Below are 16,812 nucleotides of genomic sequence, written 5' to 3'. Positions count from 1 at the left end.
AGAAATCGATGGGAATCGAATAAATTTTAACAGTCGAAAACGTTAAAATTTCACGGATTAGAGATGATTTAGGGAAAACGATGAAAATTGTGCAACACGCACTTTAAAAATTGAATAAAATGAAACGCTTTTGGATAGTTTGCCTTTGGATTGGATTTTCGTTGTTTTGCAATCTCATATTGGCGCAGGAAAATAGACGACAAATAGTAGTCTTAGATCCTGGACATGGGGGAGTGGATTCCGGAGCAGTTGGAATTAATGCACTAAAAGAAAAGGATATTGTTCTGCAGGTTGCGAAAGAGGCAATACGTTTGAACAGGAAACTGTTTGGAAACACCCTAGATATCTATTTGACCAGATATAATGATACTTTAATTTCTTTGGGTGATAGGGCCAAATTGGTGAAAGTATTGCAACCTGATGTTTTTATTTCTATTCATTGCAATCAAGCAGCAAGGAAGGCAGCACAAGGAATTGAGGTCTATGTGCAGCAACCCAATACTACCATGATCTCAGAACTACAATCCGTATCCGAAAACTTGTCAGAAGCCATCTTATTAGAATTCGATCAGGCTTTGGGGTTTAAAATTAGGGGAATGAAATATGCTAATTTTCAAGTACTCAGAGAAACCCAAGACTTCTGTCCTGGGGTACTTTTGGAGGTGGGTTTTTTGTCTAATATGGAAGAGGCGGAGCATAGTAGGAAAGAGGAGAGTGTTATGGGGTATGCGATGGTTATTTTGAATGCAATATTTAATTATTTAAAGGGATGAAAGAGCTGTTTGTGGCAATCATGGAGAGTTTGATAAGGCTATTGAAAATGATGTATTGTGAAGTGATAGATGCCATTGGAGATAGGAAATCTTAATAATTTACAGAAGGTAAAACAACATGCTCCTTAGCCTCAACCAAAATAGAGATGGGAAGGTTTTTCAAATATTTTTCAGTTATCCTAAAGGAGTAAGGGCCCAAGCCTTTACTGATTACCTTTATAGGTATTTCCAAATATTTCGGTTAATATAGATAAATTATGAAGTAAGATAGAGGATTAATTTCCACTTCGGTCCTGGCCTCCTCGGCAATAGCTTTAGGATATCCGTACATCCTTCCTAGATGAGGGTATTTTTCATAACTCCTTATTACACCTTCTAAATCCTATAGTTTTTCAAAAACCTTAAATGTGGAAGAAAAGTAAGAAAAAGCATCGCAGTACGTACCATTTGATAGGAAACCCAATTGGCTAACACTTTGAAAATACCCGCTCTATGACTTAAAGTATCTGATGTAACTTCGTTACACTGGCTTATAACTTTTTCAAAGTCAGCCTTAAGATTTTCGGCAAATTCTTCGGAGTGAATTTCTACGTTCATTTCAATACTGCCATAGCAACTAAGACTGTTCAGGTTAAATGAGCCGATGGTAGACCATTTATTATCAACTACTGTCGCTTTACCATGCACAACGGATTTGTTCCATTCATAGATCCTCATATGATGAATTAGAAAGGACGAATACAAGTGTTCGGTTGCCCTACGTACCAAAGGTACATCGCTAATGCCAGCTAGGATCACCGTTGTTTTTATGCCTTTTTTACACGCTTTTTTCAATGCCTTTGCCATAATGCTACCAGGCAAGAAATACGAGCCTACGATTACTATTTCTTTTTCAGCATGAATTAAGGCATTTGTGTAGGCATCACAGACTTCTGTTTTACGATGTAGCCAGTCGTTTTGTAAAATTCCCACAAGTGCGCTACCGGCCGAATGTAACACAGGTGGTATTTTTTTGAAGCTTCCTTTTTTGAAAAAGTAATCGCTGCATAGCTTTTGCAGATTACTGGCTGCCGGGCAGTTGAGCTGAACAGCATAGTCCAACCAAGGCTCCGAAGCTACTGTTCCGTGGTATTTATCGGCAATATTTATTCCACCGATCAATGCTACTTTTTCATCGGCGACAACTATTTTATGGTGCATTCGTCTTCCGATATAAAAATTATTCAAAGAGAATAAAGGCGAAAAAAAACGAAGTAAAACTCCATGCTGTATCAAATCCTCAACAAAACTATTGGGTAATGCAGCACTACCATAGGCATCCAATAAGACGTATACCTTTACTTTTCGTTTAGCAGCTTCTTTCAAACAGGCGGCTATGCTGTTTCCAGTTTCATCGTTTTCAAAAATGTAAGTCTGTAAATGGATTTCCTTTTCGGACTTATCTATAATTTCCTTTAACCGTACAAAATAGTCTTCTCCCGAATGGACCAACTCAATATATTTAGTATTGTCGACAGAATTTAAAAATGCCGTTTTACTATGTCTTTTTGTTGTTGATTTATGGTCCATTACTATATTTTTTTATGTTGGTCGCCCAATAAAACTGGATCAATCTCTTTTTCTTGATGATTCAATAAATAAACCAGTCCCATAGCGGCCAAAACTGTTGCCCCGGCAATGATGAAGGGATAATAAAATCCACCTCCAATCAGCCAAGTTCCCAATACCGGACCCAATATTTGACCGATACTGTTAGTGGAACTTTGTATGGATATATTTCTTCCCGTGTTCTGCTTGGAAATTAAGGAAACTGCTGAAAGCAGATTAGGTGTTACCATAGCTCCTCCGGCCGCAAATGTTACTATCGTAAAATATACGTATAGCTCATTACTTACGTAAGGGAACACAATTAACGAGACTCCAGATATTAATAATCCTAGAGTAATTTGTTGTTTTGAGGTCAATATTTTTTCGCCATAGGTCGCGAAAACAGGCTGTAAAACGGCCATAACCGAACCACAAAGCATAAAACCAATACCCACTTGACGGCTTGTAAATGCCAACTCATCCTTCCCATAAATAGAAAACACGGTTTCAAATAAAGTAACCACAAATTGCATCACAAAGGATAAGAGCAACAAAATGATAAAATATTTACTTAGCGAAAAACTGACTTTAACTACCTCCGAAGCAATACGACTTTTTATTTCAGTATTCTTCAACCATTTCACTATGATCAGTACTACAACGAAGCCCAAAAGAGAAGCAAAAATATAGGGAACCGAAAAACGATCTAAATGAAATAGTCCAAAGGAAAATTTAAAGTGAAGGTTCGTTTGCGACAGAAATCCTCCCAAAACAGGCCCAAAAATAAGGCCCGAACTGATAGCCACCCCGGACCATGCCATTATTTTTGTACGTCGCGTTTCTGAAGTAATATCACTTAAATAAGCATTACTGACAGGAATGACAGATGATGTAAATATGCCACCTACGATTCGGGCTATATAAAGCATTGTAAGTGACGTGGCCAGACCCGTTAACAAGTTCATCACTACAAAACCAAATAGACCGATTACAATTAGGGGCTTGCGACCATATTTATCGGAAAGCTTGCCCCAAACGATAACAAACAGAAGCTGGAACAGCGGATAAATGCTGGTCAACATTCCAATGTGGAAGTTGATCAAATTGGTGTCCGGATTGTCCTTCAAGGCAAGTCTTTCCGTATAGTATGGAAGGGTCGGTAATAATATACCGTATCCAAGCATTACAACAAATAGGCTCAACAGAACCAAAAATATCCTGTTGAGCTTTTCCTGTCTATCCATTATTTATTGGCTATTTTCCGCTTCAATAATTGTGCATTAATTGCCACTATAATAGTGCTCAGGCTCATAAACACTGCTCCAATAGCTGGACCCATAACAAATCCGGAAGAATACAATACCCCGGCAGCCAACGGAATAGCAACAACATTATAACCAGTAGCCCAAATCAGGTTCTGGATCATCTTGTTATAGGTAGCTTTCCCGAATAAAATCAGGTTGGCGATATCCTGCGGGTTGCTGTTGACCAAAATAATATCGGCAGTTTCAGCAGCTACATCGGTACCGGAGCCTACGGCTATGCCAACATTGGCCTGTGCCAAAGCAGGGGCATCATTAACCCCATCTCCTGTCATCGCGACAAATTCATTTTTGGCTTGTAGTTCTTTAACTATTTCAACTTTTTGATGGGGTAGTACCTCTGCATAATATCCGTCCAACCCAAGTTTATCGCTTACGGCCTTGGCAGTTTTTTCATTATCTCCAGTTGCCATCAAGACTTTTATATTATTCTTTTTGAATATTTTAATTGCCTCATCAGATTCAGGTCTAATCTCATCTGCAAGGGCGATGTATCCGGCCAGTTTTCCTTCGATTAAAATGAATACTACTGTTTCGGCAGCATCGCTATAGGCATCTTCTGGAATAGCTATTTTTTCATCCCTCAAAAAACCTGGACTAACCACTTTTACTTTTTTGCCCTCAACGTTCGCCTCGACCCCTTTACCAGTAATGGCTTTGAAATTTTCAGGTTTAGGTATGTCAACTTTATCCTCCTTGACCTTCTTGATGATTCCAACGGCAATGGGATGTTCAGAGCTTTGTTCCAAGGCACTTGCCAGTCGCAAGACTTCATTGGAAGTGTACTTTTTATCCACCGATTCAATACGTGTAACCCCAAAATCCCCTTTGGTCAATGTTCCTGTTTTATCGAAAAGCAATACCGAAATTTTACGGGATTCTTCAAAAGCAGTTCTGTTACGAATCAACAAACCATTTTGTGCAGAAACCGCGGTGGATATGGCCACAACTAATGGAATGGCAAGACCTAGGGCATGTGGACACGCAATGACCATTACGGTAACCATTCTTTCCAAGGCATATACAAAAGGAAATCCTAAAATTAGCCATACCGCCAACGTACCAAATCCAACGGTCAAAGCAATATACGTAAGCCATTTAGCAGCCCTGTCGGAAAGGTTCTGCATTTTTGATTTGGTTTTCTGCGCTTCCTCGACCATGGTAATTACCTTGTTGAGATAGCTATCTTTTCCGGTATGTTCCACTTTGACTTTTAAGGTACTGTTTCCGTTTACGGAACCCCCGATTACTTTTTCGTTCAACTCCTTCTTGACCGGCTTGGATTCTCCGGTAAGCATAGATTCGTTCAGGTAACTCGTGCCTTCTGTGATGATTCCATCTGCAGGGACTTTCTCCCCAGGTTTTATTAGGATGATGTCATCTTTCAATAAATCTTCCAATTTGATATCTTCAATAGATTCGCCTTTTACCCTGTGTGCTTCCGCAGGCATCATACTTACCAATAATTGCAATGCTTTTGAGGCTCCCAAAACACTTTTCATTTCGATCCAATGGCCTACCAACATAATGGCTATAAGTGTGGCCAACTCCCAAAAGAAATCGACCCCTTCCAAGCCGAAAACCGTTGCAGAGCTATAAAAATAGGCAACGCTAATGGCCATGGCAATAAGGGTCATCATTCCTGGGGCCGCCTTTTTAACCTCGGACCAGAACCCTTTTATGAAAGGCCAACCGCCATAGAAATACACAATGCTAGAAAGTGCGAACAAAATATATGGGTTGCCGGGGAGCAGTAAACTATACCCAAAAAAATCTTGGATCATTGGTGAAAAGAAAAGGATAGGCACCGTTAATATCAATGTAATCCAAAACCGTTTTCTAAAGTCGGCAATCATCATTTTATGGTGGTCGTGGCCTGCCATGCCCATTGGGATGCTGCCATGATCATGATTACCATGATTCATCTTACTGTGATCCATTTTTGAGTGATCCATTTTACTATGGTCATCCGATTTTGGGTCTTCCATTTTCGAGTGGTCCATCTTTGAATGGTCCATTTCTGGGTGATCATCTTTATCGTGATTCATTTTCGAGTGATCCATCTTTGAATGGTCATCTTTGTCGTGATTCATTTTAGAATGGTCCATCTTCGAGTGGTCCATTTTTTTGTCCTTGTGATCTTTGTTATTGTCCATATTGTTCTATTTAAGGGTTAACGCAATTTTTTTCGCATTTCTTCCGAGATATTCTCGGCATATACTCCGTAGGCATCCACTAAAATGCCTTTGACTCCGTTTTTAGAAGAAATGGCATATAGGATACTATTATCATCCGTACTGCTCATGCCTTCAAAACGGTGCAGTTCATCTACTTCAAATTCTTCCGGATGGATTTCTATTTTCAGTGACGCACATTCCAGACATTCTGGCTTTAAGTTGAAATCATAAGTATATCCTCTTTGCTGGAGATTGCTTATGGCTTCTGAAAGGGTATCGTAATTGTTCATCTTTTCATTATTTATAGGTCATTGTAAAATAGCTGCCGTCTTCCTCGGTAAATTTCTGAAAGGTCAATAAACCCTTGTCCGTCAATATTTCACTTGCGACATAAATTAACTGTTTAATTCGTATTCCAATAGCGTATGCTTTAATATTGATTTTAGATCTAATTTCTTTTCCATTTCCATTGGATTCCAACACCCGGTCATAAATTTTTATTTTACTATTGGAACCAAAAAAATTTAGCAATCCCGAATCAAAACTCATTACGAGTTCAATATCTTCTAAGTTTGTCAAATCATAGAGTTCCTTGAAATTTTTGGACACCGTATTGATTTCGGTTTCCTTTGATTTTGGTTTTGAAAAAGGAAAGGCCATAATCATAATACTAGATTCTTCTGGTTTACATCGGTAAGTGGTGGTATATTTATCGGTGGAGGCACCATTTTCATCAAAAAGTTCGGTCACGACCTGAATTTCATAATAATCATCGGATTCAATTATCTTTCCCGCTTTAAAAGTTTGTTTATTCATAAAATTGCCATTGTTATCGAAATTTTCCCGTACCACCAGTCTATCGGACAATTGTCCAATCAACATTTTATCTTGGGCATAGGCGGAAATAATCATTAAAACGAATAATATTAAGTGTAATCCTATTTTCATAAATGGCGCATCAATTCAGTGACTTCCTTGGCAATGACATCGCTTAAATCGATGGCGTTCGATTGGTGTGGGATAGTATTGCAAGTAACGATATCCTCCACATCGGCATCCCACAGATCTTGATAGGCATTTCCTGAAAATATAGCATGAATGCCTATACATATCGGGGGTTTCATTCCGGCATTTTTTAAATGAGCTACGGTTTCGATCATGGTCCGGGCGGTAGAAATAATATCGTCCACTAGCACCGGTGTTGAATCCTTATACTTCTCTATTTCGGGAACGGAAACTTCTACATCTCGGTCGCCATGACGTATTTTTTGCAATATGGTAAATGGGGCATCCGCCTTTTTTGCCACATCGGAAACCCATTGCTCACTTTCGGAATCAGGTCCGATAAGTATCGGATTATGTATATTTGTCTTAATGAATTTCGATATTTCGTCCGCAGCATGAATAACTCTGTTCGGAATATGATATACCTCGCCCAAGGAATGTATCCTATGTAGATGTGGGTCAATGGTCGTGATGCTATCTGCAAAACCAGAAATCAATTTTCCAAAAAACCCAGAAGTAACCCCTTCGCCTTCATTGAATACTTTGTCTTGCCTCATATAAGCCAAATATGGGGCCACTAGGCAGGTGCACATAGCGCCCAAGGATTTTGCGGTGTGGCTTAAGAAATACAAGGGTAACAGCTTTTCATCGGGTTCGTGCAAGGTGCAGATCATGACCACACACTTTCCCTTCACATCGGAAAGGATGCGGGTATAGGATTCCCCATCTGGAAATTTGCGTATGGTGCATTCCCCTACTTCCGCTTTCATTTTTTTTGCTAACAATTCCGTGAGTTCTTGGTTTCCCGGAAGACTGAATAATATAGTTTTCATTTTTCTTTTTATTTATTCTATTGCTATAATATCATCGTGATTCTCATAATATTCCAAGGCATAATTCAACTCGCCTTCAGATTCTGCAAAGAGCGTATAGAGCAATTGGCCTTTTTCTATTTTATCGTTCAAATGAACGTTCAATAAAATACCCGCAGATTTGGATTGCGGCGCTCCCGATAGTTTTGCGAGTTTAGAAATCTTTCGGTTATTTATTCGTTGAAGTTCCCCTGTTTTTCCGGCCCGAATTTCATGCGAATAGGATGCCTTTAAGGGGCGTGAAAACCTTCCTTGTGCCCTGCAAATGGCCTCGAATTTTTTATAGGCCTTTCCCGATTCCAAAATTTGCGTCGCGTTTTCGTAGCCTTTATCTTTCTCAACTTCTTCCGATAATTCGAGCAGTTCCCCTGCCAAGAATAAGGCTCTTTCTTTGAGGTCTTTTGGTGCTCTTTCTTCATTGCGCAGTACACTTAAGATATCGATGGCCTCCAAATTGGGTCCAATTCCCCTTCCAACAGGCTGGCTGCCGTCGGTAATAACTACTTTTACTTTTAAACCTACAGTATTGCCAACATTTTCCAATTGTTCTTGTAGTTGTTGTGCCGTTGCCAAAGATCGTACTTTGGCTGTCTCGCCCACGGGAATATCAATAACTACATGGGTAGAACCAGCGGCCGCTTTCTTGGAAAGTACCGATGCAATCAACTGCCCTTCACTATCAATATCCAAGGCTTTTTCAATTTTGATAAGCATATCATCTGCCGGACTTAATTGTGCAGTACCTCCCCACACAAAACAACCACCTTCTTTTTCTACCACAGCTTCAATTTCTTCCGAAGAGAGCGCAACATTCGTAATTACCTCCATGGTATCTGCTGTTCCTGCCGGGGAAGTAATCGCTCTCGATGATGTTTTTGGCATTGTAAGTCCATAAGCCGCAACAATGGCCACAACGATAGGAGTTGTGCGGTTACCGGGCAAGCCACCGATACAATGTTTATCGACTACGATTTTCCTGTTCCAATCCAATTGCTTTCCAGAAGCGATCATAGCCTTGGTCAGGTCTGAGATTTCAGTGACATCCAATCTATTTCCTGCGCAGGCGGTAATAAAGGCAGAGAGATGAATGTTGGAATAATCTCCTTCAACGATATCGGTAATAATCTCATTAAAGGCCGTATAATCCAGTTTTTGATTGTAGATTTTGGCCCTTACATGACTTAATGAATCTATGGGTTCTAAATGGGATACTCTTAACGTTTCATTACCGAATACCTTTAATTTTTTTGCTGCCGCATCTGATAGTCCAATTTCATGAGGCAACAGAATGTCCGAATTTATTACGTTAAGGCTAGCCACTATAGAGTCGGTGGTATTGGCAACCCTAATTCTGGTAAGTGCCTCAAACCCTTCGGAAATACAAACGTGACAATCTTCTCGCATGTAGACCACATGCTCGTTCTGTGTGTAAATACCAAGGTGTTTGTATTTTAGGATATTTGACCGTTGTTCCATATTATCTGTTGTTTTTGAGATTTTTATAACTATCCTATTTTTTCAATGCTATAAAGCTGAGGAATTTCAGAATCCCAATCATAGGTTTCTTTTATTCCCTTTTGAAGGGCTTCTGCACCTTCTTTTTCCCCGTGCACAATGAAAATTCTCTCCGGTTTATTCTTTATTTTATTCATCCAGTCCATAAGCTCTGTATGGTCTGCGTGCGCCGAGAGACCTTCTATTTCTGCTACCTCCATATGAAAAGGAACTGTTTTTCCATATACTTTCAATTCCCTGTTGCCTTCCAACAATTTTCTTCCCCGAGTACCTTCCGCTTGATAACCTATAAACAGCAGCGTATTATTGGGATTTTGAGCTTGTGTTTCAAGATAGTTCAGCATTCTGCCTCCTGTGAGCATTCCGCTACCTGCAATTACAATTTTTGATTTGTTGTCGGTTCTTAATTCCATAGTTTCTCGATAGCTGCTCACGACGGTGAAATATGAACACATCTCATCACATTCAATTTCTTTTAGTTTGTGCCAATCCCTAGTGCGATGGAACAATTCCAGAACATTGGCTCCCATAGGGCTGTCCATTATCATCGGGACTTTAGGGATTTTGTTTTCCTTTAGTAACCTCCAGAAAATGAGCATCATCAACTGGGCACGTTCTACCGAAAAACTTGGGATAAACAGGCTGCCGCCTCTATTGATGGTGTCATTGACCAATTTTTCAATCTGCGGAATGGCTTCCACTTCGTCAGGATGAAACCTTCCACCATAGGTCGATTCTATAAAAAGTACATCAGCTTTTTTAGGTTTTAAAGGCGGATAGAGTAATAAATCATTGGTTCTACCAATATCTCCAGAAAAGACAAAACGTTTTCCGTTTACGTCCAACTCGATGAATGTTGCACCCAAAATATGTCCGTTATACTGAAAACGAGCTTTGATACCTTCAAACAATGGAATCCATTGAGATTGGGGAATCGCTTTAAAATGCGGTATGGTATTTTCAACATCCTTTAAATCGTAAAGTGGTTCTGCGGGACTATGTTTGGAATAGCCTTCCTTATTGGCACGTTCAGCTTCTTGTTCCTGGATTTTTGCACTATCGTTCAAAATGATTTTGGCAATGTCCAATGTAGGGTTGGTACCGTAAATGGGACCTTTGAATCCTAGTTTTACCAACCTGGGCAAATAACCTGTATGGTCCATATGGCCATGGGTAAGCAATACCATATCAATTTCTGAAACCTTCACTGGCGGATATTCCCAATTTTTTAGCCGCAAATCCTTAAGTCCTTGAAATAGTCCGCAATCTATAAGGACTTTTTTATCCCCTGTATCCACTAAATATTTTGAACCGGTTACCGTACCTGCTGCGCCCAAAAAGTGAATGTTTATTTTGTTGTTGTTCATTTTTTTAGTTTAAAAGTGTTGCAAATAATTTTACTGTATCTTCTGAAATCCTTTTATTGCTAGTATCCAGAATCACTATTACCTTCTAACCATTACTCTTGTTTATTCACCTGTTTACGGACTTCAAGGCTCGTGCTTTCACAATTCCAAATATTAAAGTCCCCCACAACAGGAAGGTGCGTTCCCTTTGTCTTCGTCCGATTTGCATAATTCCGCTATTTCTTTGTACAGTTCATGAAAGTCCTTTTTGATAAGAAGTGCCAGTTTCTTTGCGGATTCAGGCTCGGAGTTTACCATCTCCAATAGTGTTTCAAAGGCCTCTTCAAGTAACCTTGGTTCATCCTCCAATGCTTGGTAAAATGTCTCAAGGTCTATTTTGTTCTGTTTTTGTAGTGCTTCTGTTTTCATCTGTATTCTATTTAAGATTAATACATGTTTATTTACTTATTTTTCATTTTAATGCGTGGTACATAATTTTTCCGAATCTTCAAGAATGTCTTTTTGTCGCCGTTTGGATATACCTATTTGTTCCAATAGTGAAGGGCTTTTGTTAATTTCCTTGCAGAGCACAATGCCTTTATCCAATAATTTGGACTTCTCGATCTTTGTCAATGTTGTTAAAGAGGTTAAGGGATGTAGGCCGGATCTGTCTATCCGTTCTTTTAGACCGTCCCCCTTTGGATAATCCCAACTTGTGAGCAACAACCCAACACAGGTTCCATATTGTATTGCATCTGTCGTGAAGCGGGTGTTAGTATATACACCACCTTGATGGAATTTGGTTTCATGGCCCTGCTGTTTCTCCCATTGTTTTTCTACATCCAAAAATCTGGATTGGATGTAGAGTGGAATCTTTACATTGCAGTACCTGCCCTGATCACTATGATATTTGCATTCGATCATAAAATGTCTATTGTCTTTTAGGGCTATCACATCCACTTCGTGCTGTACACAATTGCCCTGAACAATTACCCCGACTTTTGTGTCAAAACCTTCGTGTGCCAATAGTTTACCTACCAGTTTTTCAAATGGATAACCTGAAGGGCCGAGTTCCATAAGTGCCTTTTTAAGCTTATATCGAGAGGCATTTACCCTAGCCTTGCCTTTGAGCATCCTGAACGCCATTTGATATATCTTTTTGGTAGTCATTCCATCGTAAACTTCCTTTACAATATCTTGAACTATCTCTTCCACCAACAATTTATCGGTTCCAGCCCGTTCTAATGAAATTCTTACCTTTTCTATTTCAAAAGGTGCTTTGTCCCCGTTTGCTTTTATAATATTTATCTTATCCATTGATGTGTATTTTTTTAATATTGGCCAAAGCAAATACTATCAAGAAAAAACTTAAAAATATTTCTAACATAACAACGAATCTGGCTACGTCAGAAGTTGGAATAATATCGCCGTAGCCTACTGTTGAAAAGGTAATCACACTGAAGTAAAAAAAGTGGTACAAATTATACAAGTACGAGTTTGAATAATCGGGAACACCTTCAAATGTGGTAGGACTGAATTGGAAAAGACAGGCATAATCGGTTGCAAAGGAGAAAATACTTATGACGATTATCAATCCAAAAACCCAAAGCAATCTCTCCAATGAATGACAGATCTTTATCAATTTTGACAGTCTTTTCAAGGTAGTCATCGTAATCACAATGGTCTTACCCAATGCGGCCGTTATTATGATAATGTGGAATGGCAAAGTACTATGATCGATTGTTGACATTAAAACAACATAGAAGATGCCAATTCCCACAATGGTGACGAGTGGCAAGACCGTTCTTCCCAACAATAATTTGTAAAAGGGCTTTTCTTGTATTTGATTTAAGCTATCCGACATCGAATTATACTTTTTTTTAAATTTTAATCGTCATTACTGGAAGTGCGGAATGGTTGGCTATACCTTCAGCGATACTTTTGGAAAACAAACTCAAAAATCCCGTACTCCCGTGGGTGGACATAGCAATCAAATCCGTTGGTTCGTGTTTAACGAACGTGTTTATGCCAGTTTCCACAGTCGGTTCGTTATTGACGTACATGGAATAGTTTTTCAAATCGGGAAACTTCTCCAAAAACCTCTTGATCGGATCCAGACCTGCTGATATACTATTGGTATCAGTTTGGGTATTGATTCGCAACAAACGAATATGGGCATTGCATTTTTTCGCAATTGAAATTACATGCTCGAAAGCACCACTTACATCCTCCATAAAATCAGAAACAAATACTATATTTTTAAAAGGGAATGCAACGTCATCTCCTTTCACCACGATTACGGGTACATCTGATTTTCTAATGATTTTTTCCACATTGCTACCCAATAATTCCCTTACGGTCCCTTTGGTACCACTGCTTCCCGTTATGATAAAATCATGATGAAAATGACCGGAATGTCGTAAAATATTGGTTGTTTCTATTTGGTATTCCAAGAATGTCTGGCATTTTAAGCCTTCCTTTTCAGCCTTTTTTTCCAATTCCCGTAAGGCGGATTTGGCCGACCCGATTTCCCTCAAGGTATCAGGGTATCTTTTTTCTTTTAGCTTGTCAAGTTTTACCCAGTCTACGGGGGTATGTATCAAGTGAAAGAAATGGATTTCCGCTTCATACAGCTTGGCCATTTCAATTCCCAAATTAGCTGCTTTGGTACAGTTTTCGGAAAAATCGGTAGGTACTAGTATATTTTTCATAGTGATTGTTTTTTAAGATTCATATATTTAAACGATTAAAAGAAACTTGTCGTTTTTAGTTATTAGCAACTTCGTTTCCCGAATCGATTTGTTTTTCAAAGCAATCCAGATTATAAATTGTGGTGTCCGCAATGTTTGTCAGTGCAGTATCGGTCAAGAAGGCCTGGTGGCTCGTTATCAGAACATTGTTGAAAGTCATTAAACGCGCAATCACATCATCCTGAAGTATTTCATCCGAATGATCTTCAAAGAAGAGTCCTTCCTCTTCTTCATAGACATCCATCCCAAAATAACCAACTTTTCCCGATTTTAATCCTTGAATAACCGCTTTGGTATCCACCAAACCACCTCTACTCGTATTGATAAGCATTACTCCTGGTTTCATAAGAGAAATATGCTTGTCATTGATCAAATGTTTGGTGGAAGGAGTTAAAGGGACATGTAAGCTAATGATATCAGATTCACTGCATAGCGTTTTACAATCAGTATAGCAAACCCCATATTTTTCAACGAGCGATTCATCTTCGGAGGTATCAAAGGTCATTATTTTACAGCCAAAACCATGGAGTATTTTAACAAGGATAGCCCCGATTTTCCCGGTGCCCATTACCCCGACCGTCTTTCCATTCAGGTCAAAACCCGTCAATCCGTTCAAGGAGAAATTCATATCCCTCACCCTATTGTGTGACCTGATCAGTTTTCTGTTCAAGGCCAATATCAGGGCGACGGTATGTTCAGCAATGGCATAAGGGGAGTAGGATGGAACGCGTGAAACTTTGATACCCAATTCAGCGGCCTTTTTAGTATTTACATTGTTGTATCCAGCGGTTCGCAGGGCAATGTATTTTATTCCAAAGGCACTAAGTTTATCAAGTACTTCGGCCGAAGCATCGTCACTCGTAAATAGGCTCACTGCATCTGCTCCCTGAGCCAAGGAAACAGTGATTTCGGTCAGCCGTACATCAAGTAGGTTAAGCTCGTGCTTGCCTTTGTTTGCAGCTACCAAATGGGGCTCTTCAAATTTGTGGGTGCTGAATACCGTTGTTTTCATTTTGTTTTATTAAAATTTATTGTACTAATTCTTGGAGTTCTAATAGTCCTTATAAAGAGCCCATTTAGTTTTTCCATTTCCAGTTTCTGATCTCGGGCATATCCAAACCGTTTTTCCGTATGAAATAGTTGTGCTCGATCAGCTTGTCCTGCATTTCCTGTTTTAGATAGGCCACTTCATCTCCTAGGTTCGGCAACCTGTCCAAGACATCCTGTACTAAATGAAAACGATCCATATCATTTAGAACCGTCATATCAAAAGCGGTCGTGATAGTTCCTTCTTCCTTATACCCCCTTACGTGAATATTGGCATGGTTAGTTCGATTATAGGTTAGCCTGTGTACAAGCCAAGGATAGCCGTGAAAAGCGAATATGACAGGCTTGTTTTTAGTGAACAACATATCAAAATCGGCATCCTTTAATCCATGAGGATGCGCCGTATCGGTTTGTAGCTTCATTAGATCCACCACATTTACAACACGTATTTTCAGATAAGGTAATTTTTCACGTAATATGGACACTGCTGCCAACGTTTCAAGAGTTGGCACATCCCCTGCGCAGGCCATAACTACATCGGGTTCCGCATCTCTATCAGTGCTCGCCCAGGTCCAAATACCGATGCCCTTGGCACAATGTATGACCGCTTCTTCCATGGGAAGCCATTGGGGTGCGGGATGTTTACCGGCTATCACGACATTTACATAATGTTTGCTGCGGAAACAATGGTCCATTACGGATAAAAGACAATTGGCATCCGGTGGCAGATATACCCGGACTATTTCGGCTTTTTTATTTACGACATGATCAATAAAGCCTGGATCCTGATGGGTAAACCCGTTATGGTCTTGCCGCCATACATGGGAGGCCAAAAGAATGTTCAGGGAAGCAATTTTTCTGCGCCAAGGTAACTCTGAGGTTACTTTTAGCCATTTGGCATGTTGGTTGAACATGGAATCTATAATATGGATAAATGCCTCGTAGCAATTAAACAGACCGTGTCGTCCAGTCAAGAGATACCCTTCCAACCAACCCTCGCATTGGTGTTCGCTCAGCATTTCCACTACACGTCCGTCTTTTTTAAGAAGTTCATCGGTTTTCATGATCTCGGCTTCCCATTGTCTACTAGTGGCCTCGAAAACTGAATTCAAACGGTTTGAAAGTGTTTCATCAGGGCCAAAAATCCTAAAGTTTCGTTGTTTTTCGTTCAACTTGATAATATCCCTTGCGAATTCTCCAAGAACGCGAGTATCGCCGTTTCCCATCTCTCCACGTACCGATACATTTAAGCCATACCCCCTAAAATCGGGCATGCGAAGATCTTTCAGTAAGATGCCTCCATTGGCATGCGGGTTGGAACCCATTCGCCGCTCACCTTTAGGGGCCAAATCCACCAGATCGGCCAAAAGATGCCCTTGTTCATCAAAAAGTTCTTCAGGTCTGTAGCTTTTGAACCATGTCTCAAGTTGCTTAAGGTGTTCCTGATTACTGGCAGCATCAGCCAACGGCACCTGATGTGATCGAAAATGGTTTTCCACGGGCAAACCATCCACAAACTTGGGGCCCGTCCATCCTTTGGGGGATTTTAAAATAATCATTGGCCAATGGGGACGTTCCCAATTGTCATTTTGCGCCGCATTCTCCTTAATCGTTTTTATTTCCTCGATTACTTTATCCAACAATGCCCCCATTTTCCGATGCATTGTCATAGGTTCATCGCCCTCGATGAAATAAGGCTTCCAGCCGTACCCTAAAAAAAGCTGTTCCAGCTCTGTATCCCCGATCCGGGCAAGAATTGTTGGGTTGGCAATCTTATACCCATTGAGGTGCAGAATAGGAAGTACCACACCGTCCGTTACAGGATTTAGAAATTTGTTGGAGTGCCAAGCGGTAGCCAAAGGACCTGTTTCCGCTTCCCCGTCGCCCACTATACAGGACACGATCAGATCTGGATTATCAAAGGCCGCCCCGAAAGCATGGCTGAGCGAATAGCCCAACTCGCCCCCCTCATGAATTGATCCTGGGCATTCTGGGGATACATGGCTGGGAATACCGCCAGGAAAAGAAAATTGGGTAAACAGTTTTCTCAATCCCTCTTCGTCTTGGCTAATATCAGGATATACCTCACTATAGGTTCCCTCAAGATAAGTGCTTCCGACGATGGCGGGTCCTCCATGTCCAGGACCCGACACATAAATCATGTTCAGGTCATATTTTTTGATGATACGGTTTAGATGAACATATATGAAATTTTGGCCCGGGGTAGTGCCCCAATGACCCAATAACATGGGTTTAATATGTTCCGTCTTCAGGGGTTGTCGCATTAAGGGGTTATCCCTTAAATAGATCTGGCCTACGGAAAGATAATTCGCCGCCCGCCAGTACGCATCCATTTTATCCAAAAGTTCCTGCGCTATTTGAACTGACCCTAATTCACTATTTTGATTTTCCATGTCT

15 protein-coding genes are annotated in these 16,812 nt (G+C 40.2%); 1 reads left to right on the top strand and 14 read right to left on the bottom strand.

Annotated elements, in window-relative coordinates:
• Positions 1-119: 119 nt before the first annotated feature.
• A complete protein-coding gene (locus MWU84_RS18550) occupies positions 120-773 on the top strand; it encodes an N-acetylmuramoyl-L-alanine amidase (protein ID WP_111624452.1) in 654 nt (217 codons plus the stop codon).
• A gap of 375 nt (positions 774-1,148) precedes the next feature.
• On the opposite strand, the gene MWU84_RS18545 is transcribed toward MWU84_RS18550, so the two are convergent.
• From MWU84_RS18545 to MWU84_RS18480, 14 genes are all read right to left on the bottom strand, one after another.
• Positions 1,149-2,342, bottom strand: coding sequence for a phospholipase D-like domain-containing protein (locus MWU84_RS18545; protein WP_111624451.1), 1,194 nt, complete (start codon positions 2,340-2,342; stop codon positions 1,149-1,151).
• Positions 2,343-2,344: 2 nt separating this feature from the next.
• The gene (locus tag MWU84_RS18540) at positions 2,345-3,604 is read right to left on the bottom strand and encodes an MFS transporter (protein WP_111624450.1); all 1,260 of its coding nucleotides are present in this window, start codon (positions 3,602-3,604) and stop codon (positions 2,345-2,347) included.
• A complete protein-coding gene (locus MWU84_RS18535) occupies positions 3,604-5,730 on the bottom strand; it encodes a copper-translocating P-type ATPase (protein WP_111624534.1) in 2,127 nt (708 codons plus the stop codon). Before MWU84_RS18535 ends, MWU84_RS18540 begins: the two co-directional genes overlap by 1 nt.
• 125 nt (positions 5,731-5,855) lie before the next feature.
• The gene (locus tag MWU84_RS18530) at positions 5,856-6,149 is read right to left on the bottom strand and encodes a phosphoribosylpyrophosphate synthetase (RefSeq protein ID WP_069858935.1); all 294 of its coding nucleotides are present in this window, start codon (positions 6,147-6,149) and stop codon (positions 5,856-5,858) included.
• A 7-nt stretch (positions 6,150-6,156) separates the two neighbouring features.
• Positions 6,157-6,807 (bottom strand): hypothetical protein, encoded by a 651-nt coding sequence (locus tag MWU84_RS18525; protein WP_111624449.1) that lies wholly within the window; start codon positions 6,805-6,807, stop codon positions 6,157-6,159.
• Positions 6,804-7,697 (bottom strand): ribose-phosphate pyrophosphokinase, encoded by an 894-nt coding sequence (locus tag MWU84_RS18520; protein ID WP_111624448.1) that lies wholly within the window; start codon positions 7,695-7,697, stop codon positions 6,804-6,806. The genes MWU84_RS18525 and MWU84_RS18520 overlap by 4 nt, the downstream gene beginning before the upstream one ends.
• A gap of 12 nt (positions 7,698-7,709) precedes the next feature.
• Positions 7,710-9,212 carry a thymidine phosphorylase family protein gene (locus MWU84_RS18515; protein WP_111624447.1) on the bottom strand — a complete coding sequence of 501 codons (1,503 nt, stop codon included), beginning with the start codon at positions 9,210-9,212 and terminating at the stop codon, positions 7,710-7,712.
• 29 nt (positions 9,213-9,241) lie between these two features.
• The gene (locus MWU84_RS18510; protein ID WP_111624446.1) at positions 9,242-10,618 is read right to left on the bottom strand and encodes an MBL fold metallo-hydrolase; all 1,377 of its coding nucleotides are present in this window, start codon (positions 10,616-10,618) and stop codon (positions 9,242-9,244) included.
• A gap of 153 nt (positions 10,619-10,771) precedes the next feature.
• Positions 10,772-11,026 (bottom strand): hypothetical protein, encoded by a 255-nt coding sequence (locus MWU84_RS18505; protein ID WP_111624445.1) that lies wholly within the window; start codon positions 11,024-11,026, stop codon positions 10,772-10,774.
• Between the two features lie 48 nt (positions 11,027-11,074).
• On the bottom strand, positions 11,075-11,914 hold the full coding sequence (locus MWU84_RS18500) for an ATP cone domain-containing protein (protein ID WP_111624444.1): 840 nt from the start codon (positions 11,912-11,914) through the stop codon (positions 11,075-11,077).
• Complete coding sequence (locus MWU84_RS18495) at positions 11,907-12,461, bottom strand: ion channel (protein WP_111624443.1); 555 nt, start codon at positions 12,459-12,461, stop codon at positions 11,907-11,909. Before MWU84_RS18495 ends, MWU84_RS18500 begins: the two co-directional genes overlap by 8 nt.
• Before the next feature lie 16 nt (positions 12,462-12,477).
• Positions 12,478-13,308, bottom strand: a complete 831-nt coding sequence (locus MWU84_RS18490) for a universal stress protein (protein ID WP_111624442.1) — start codon at positions 13,306-13,308, stop codon at positions 12,478-12,480.
• A 55-nt stretch (positions 13,309-13,363) separates the two neighbouring features.
• The gene (locus MWU84_RS18485; RefSeq protein WP_111624441.1) at positions 13,364-14,359 is read right to left on the bottom strand and encodes a 2-hydroxyacid dehydrogenase; all 996 of its coding nucleotides are present in this window, start codon (positions 14,357-14,359) and stop codon (positions 13,364-13,366) included.
• Positions 14,360-14,423: 64 nt separating this feature from the next.
• Positions 14,424-16,808 carry a phosphoketolase family protein gene (locus tag MWU84_RS18480; RefSeq protein WP_069858916.1) on the bottom strand — a complete coding sequence of 795 codons (2,385 nt, stop codon included), beginning with the start codon at positions 16,806-16,808 and terminating at the stop codon, positions 14,424-14,426.
• Positions 16,809-16,812 lie beyond the last annotated feature (4 nt).

It is taken from the genome of Arenibacter sp. F20364 (genome assembly GCF_023015905.1).
Lineage (GTDB): Bacteria > Bacteroidota > Bacteroidia > Flavobacteriales > Flavobacteriaceae > Arenibacter.
Note: the sequence above shows the minus strand (reverse complement) of the source record. Positions and strands in the feature narration are given on the sequence as shown.

What these genes read in the sequence shown, in the direction of transcription:
- MWU84_RS18550 (WP_111624452.1), top strand. Translation starts at nt 120, where the DNA reads ATGAAACGCTTTTGGATAGTTTGCCTTTGGATTGGATTTTCGTTGTTT.
- MWU84_RS18545 (WP_111624451.1), bottom strand. Translation starts at nt 2,342, where the DNA reads ATGGACCATAAATCAACAACAAAAAGACATAGTAAAACGGCATTTTTA.
- MWU84_RS18540 (WP_111624450.1), bottom strand. Translation starts at nt 3,604, where the DNA reads ATGGATAGACAGGAAAAGCTCAACAGGATATTTTTGGTTCTGTTGAGC.
- MWU84_RS18535 (WP_111624534.1), bottom strand. Translation starts at nt 5,730, where the DNA reads ATGAATCACGATAAAGATGATCACCCAGAAATGGACCATTCAAAGATG.
- MWU84_RS18530 (WP_069858935.1), bottom strand. Translation starts at nt 6,149, where the DNA reads ATGAACAATTACGATACCCTTTCAGAAGCCATAAGCAATCTCCAGCAA.
- MWU84_RS18525 (WP_111624449.1), bottom strand. Translation starts at nt 6,807, where the DNA reads ATGAAAATAGGATTACACTTAATATTATTCGTTTTAATGATTATTTCC.
- MWU84_RS18520 (WP_111624448.1), bottom strand. Translation starts at nt 7,697, where the DNA reads ATGAAAACTATATTATTCAGTCTTCCGGGAAACCAAGAACTCACGGAA.
- MWU84_RS18515 (WP_111624447.1), bottom strand. Translation starts at nt 9,212, where the DNA reads ATGGAACAACGGTCAAATATCCTAAAATACAAACACCTTGGTATTTAC.
- MWU84_RS18510 (WP_111624446.1), bottom strand. Translation starts at nt 10,618, where the DNA reads ATGAACAACAACAAAATAAACATTCACTTTTTGGGCGCAGCAGGTACG.
- MWU84_RS18505 (WP_111624445.1), bottom strand. Translation starts at nt 11,026, where the DNA reads ATGAAAACAGAAGCACTACAAAAACAGAACAAAATAGACCTTGAGACA.
- MWU84_RS18500 (WP_111624444.1), bottom strand. Translation starts at nt 11,914, where the DNA reads ATGGATAAGATAAATATTATAAAAGCAAACGGGGACAAAGCACCTTTT.
- MWU84_RS18495 (WP_111624443.1), bottom strand. Translation starts at nt 12,461, where the DNA reads ATGTCGGATAGCTTAAATCAAATACAAGAAAAGCCCTTTTACAAATTA.
- MWU84_RS18490 (WP_111624442.1), bottom strand. Translation starts at nt 13,308, where the DNA reads ATGAAAAATATACTAGTACCTACCGATTTTTCCGAAAACTGTACCAAA.
- MWU84_RS18485 (WP_111624441.1), bottom strand. Translation starts at nt 14,359, where the DNA reads ATGAAAACAACGGTATTCAGCACCCACAAATTTGAAGAGCCCCATTTG.
- MWU84_RS18480 (WP_069858916.1), bottom strand. Translation starts at nt 16,808, where the DNA reads ATGGAAAATCAAAATAGTGAATTAGGGTCAGTTCAAATAGCGCAGGAA.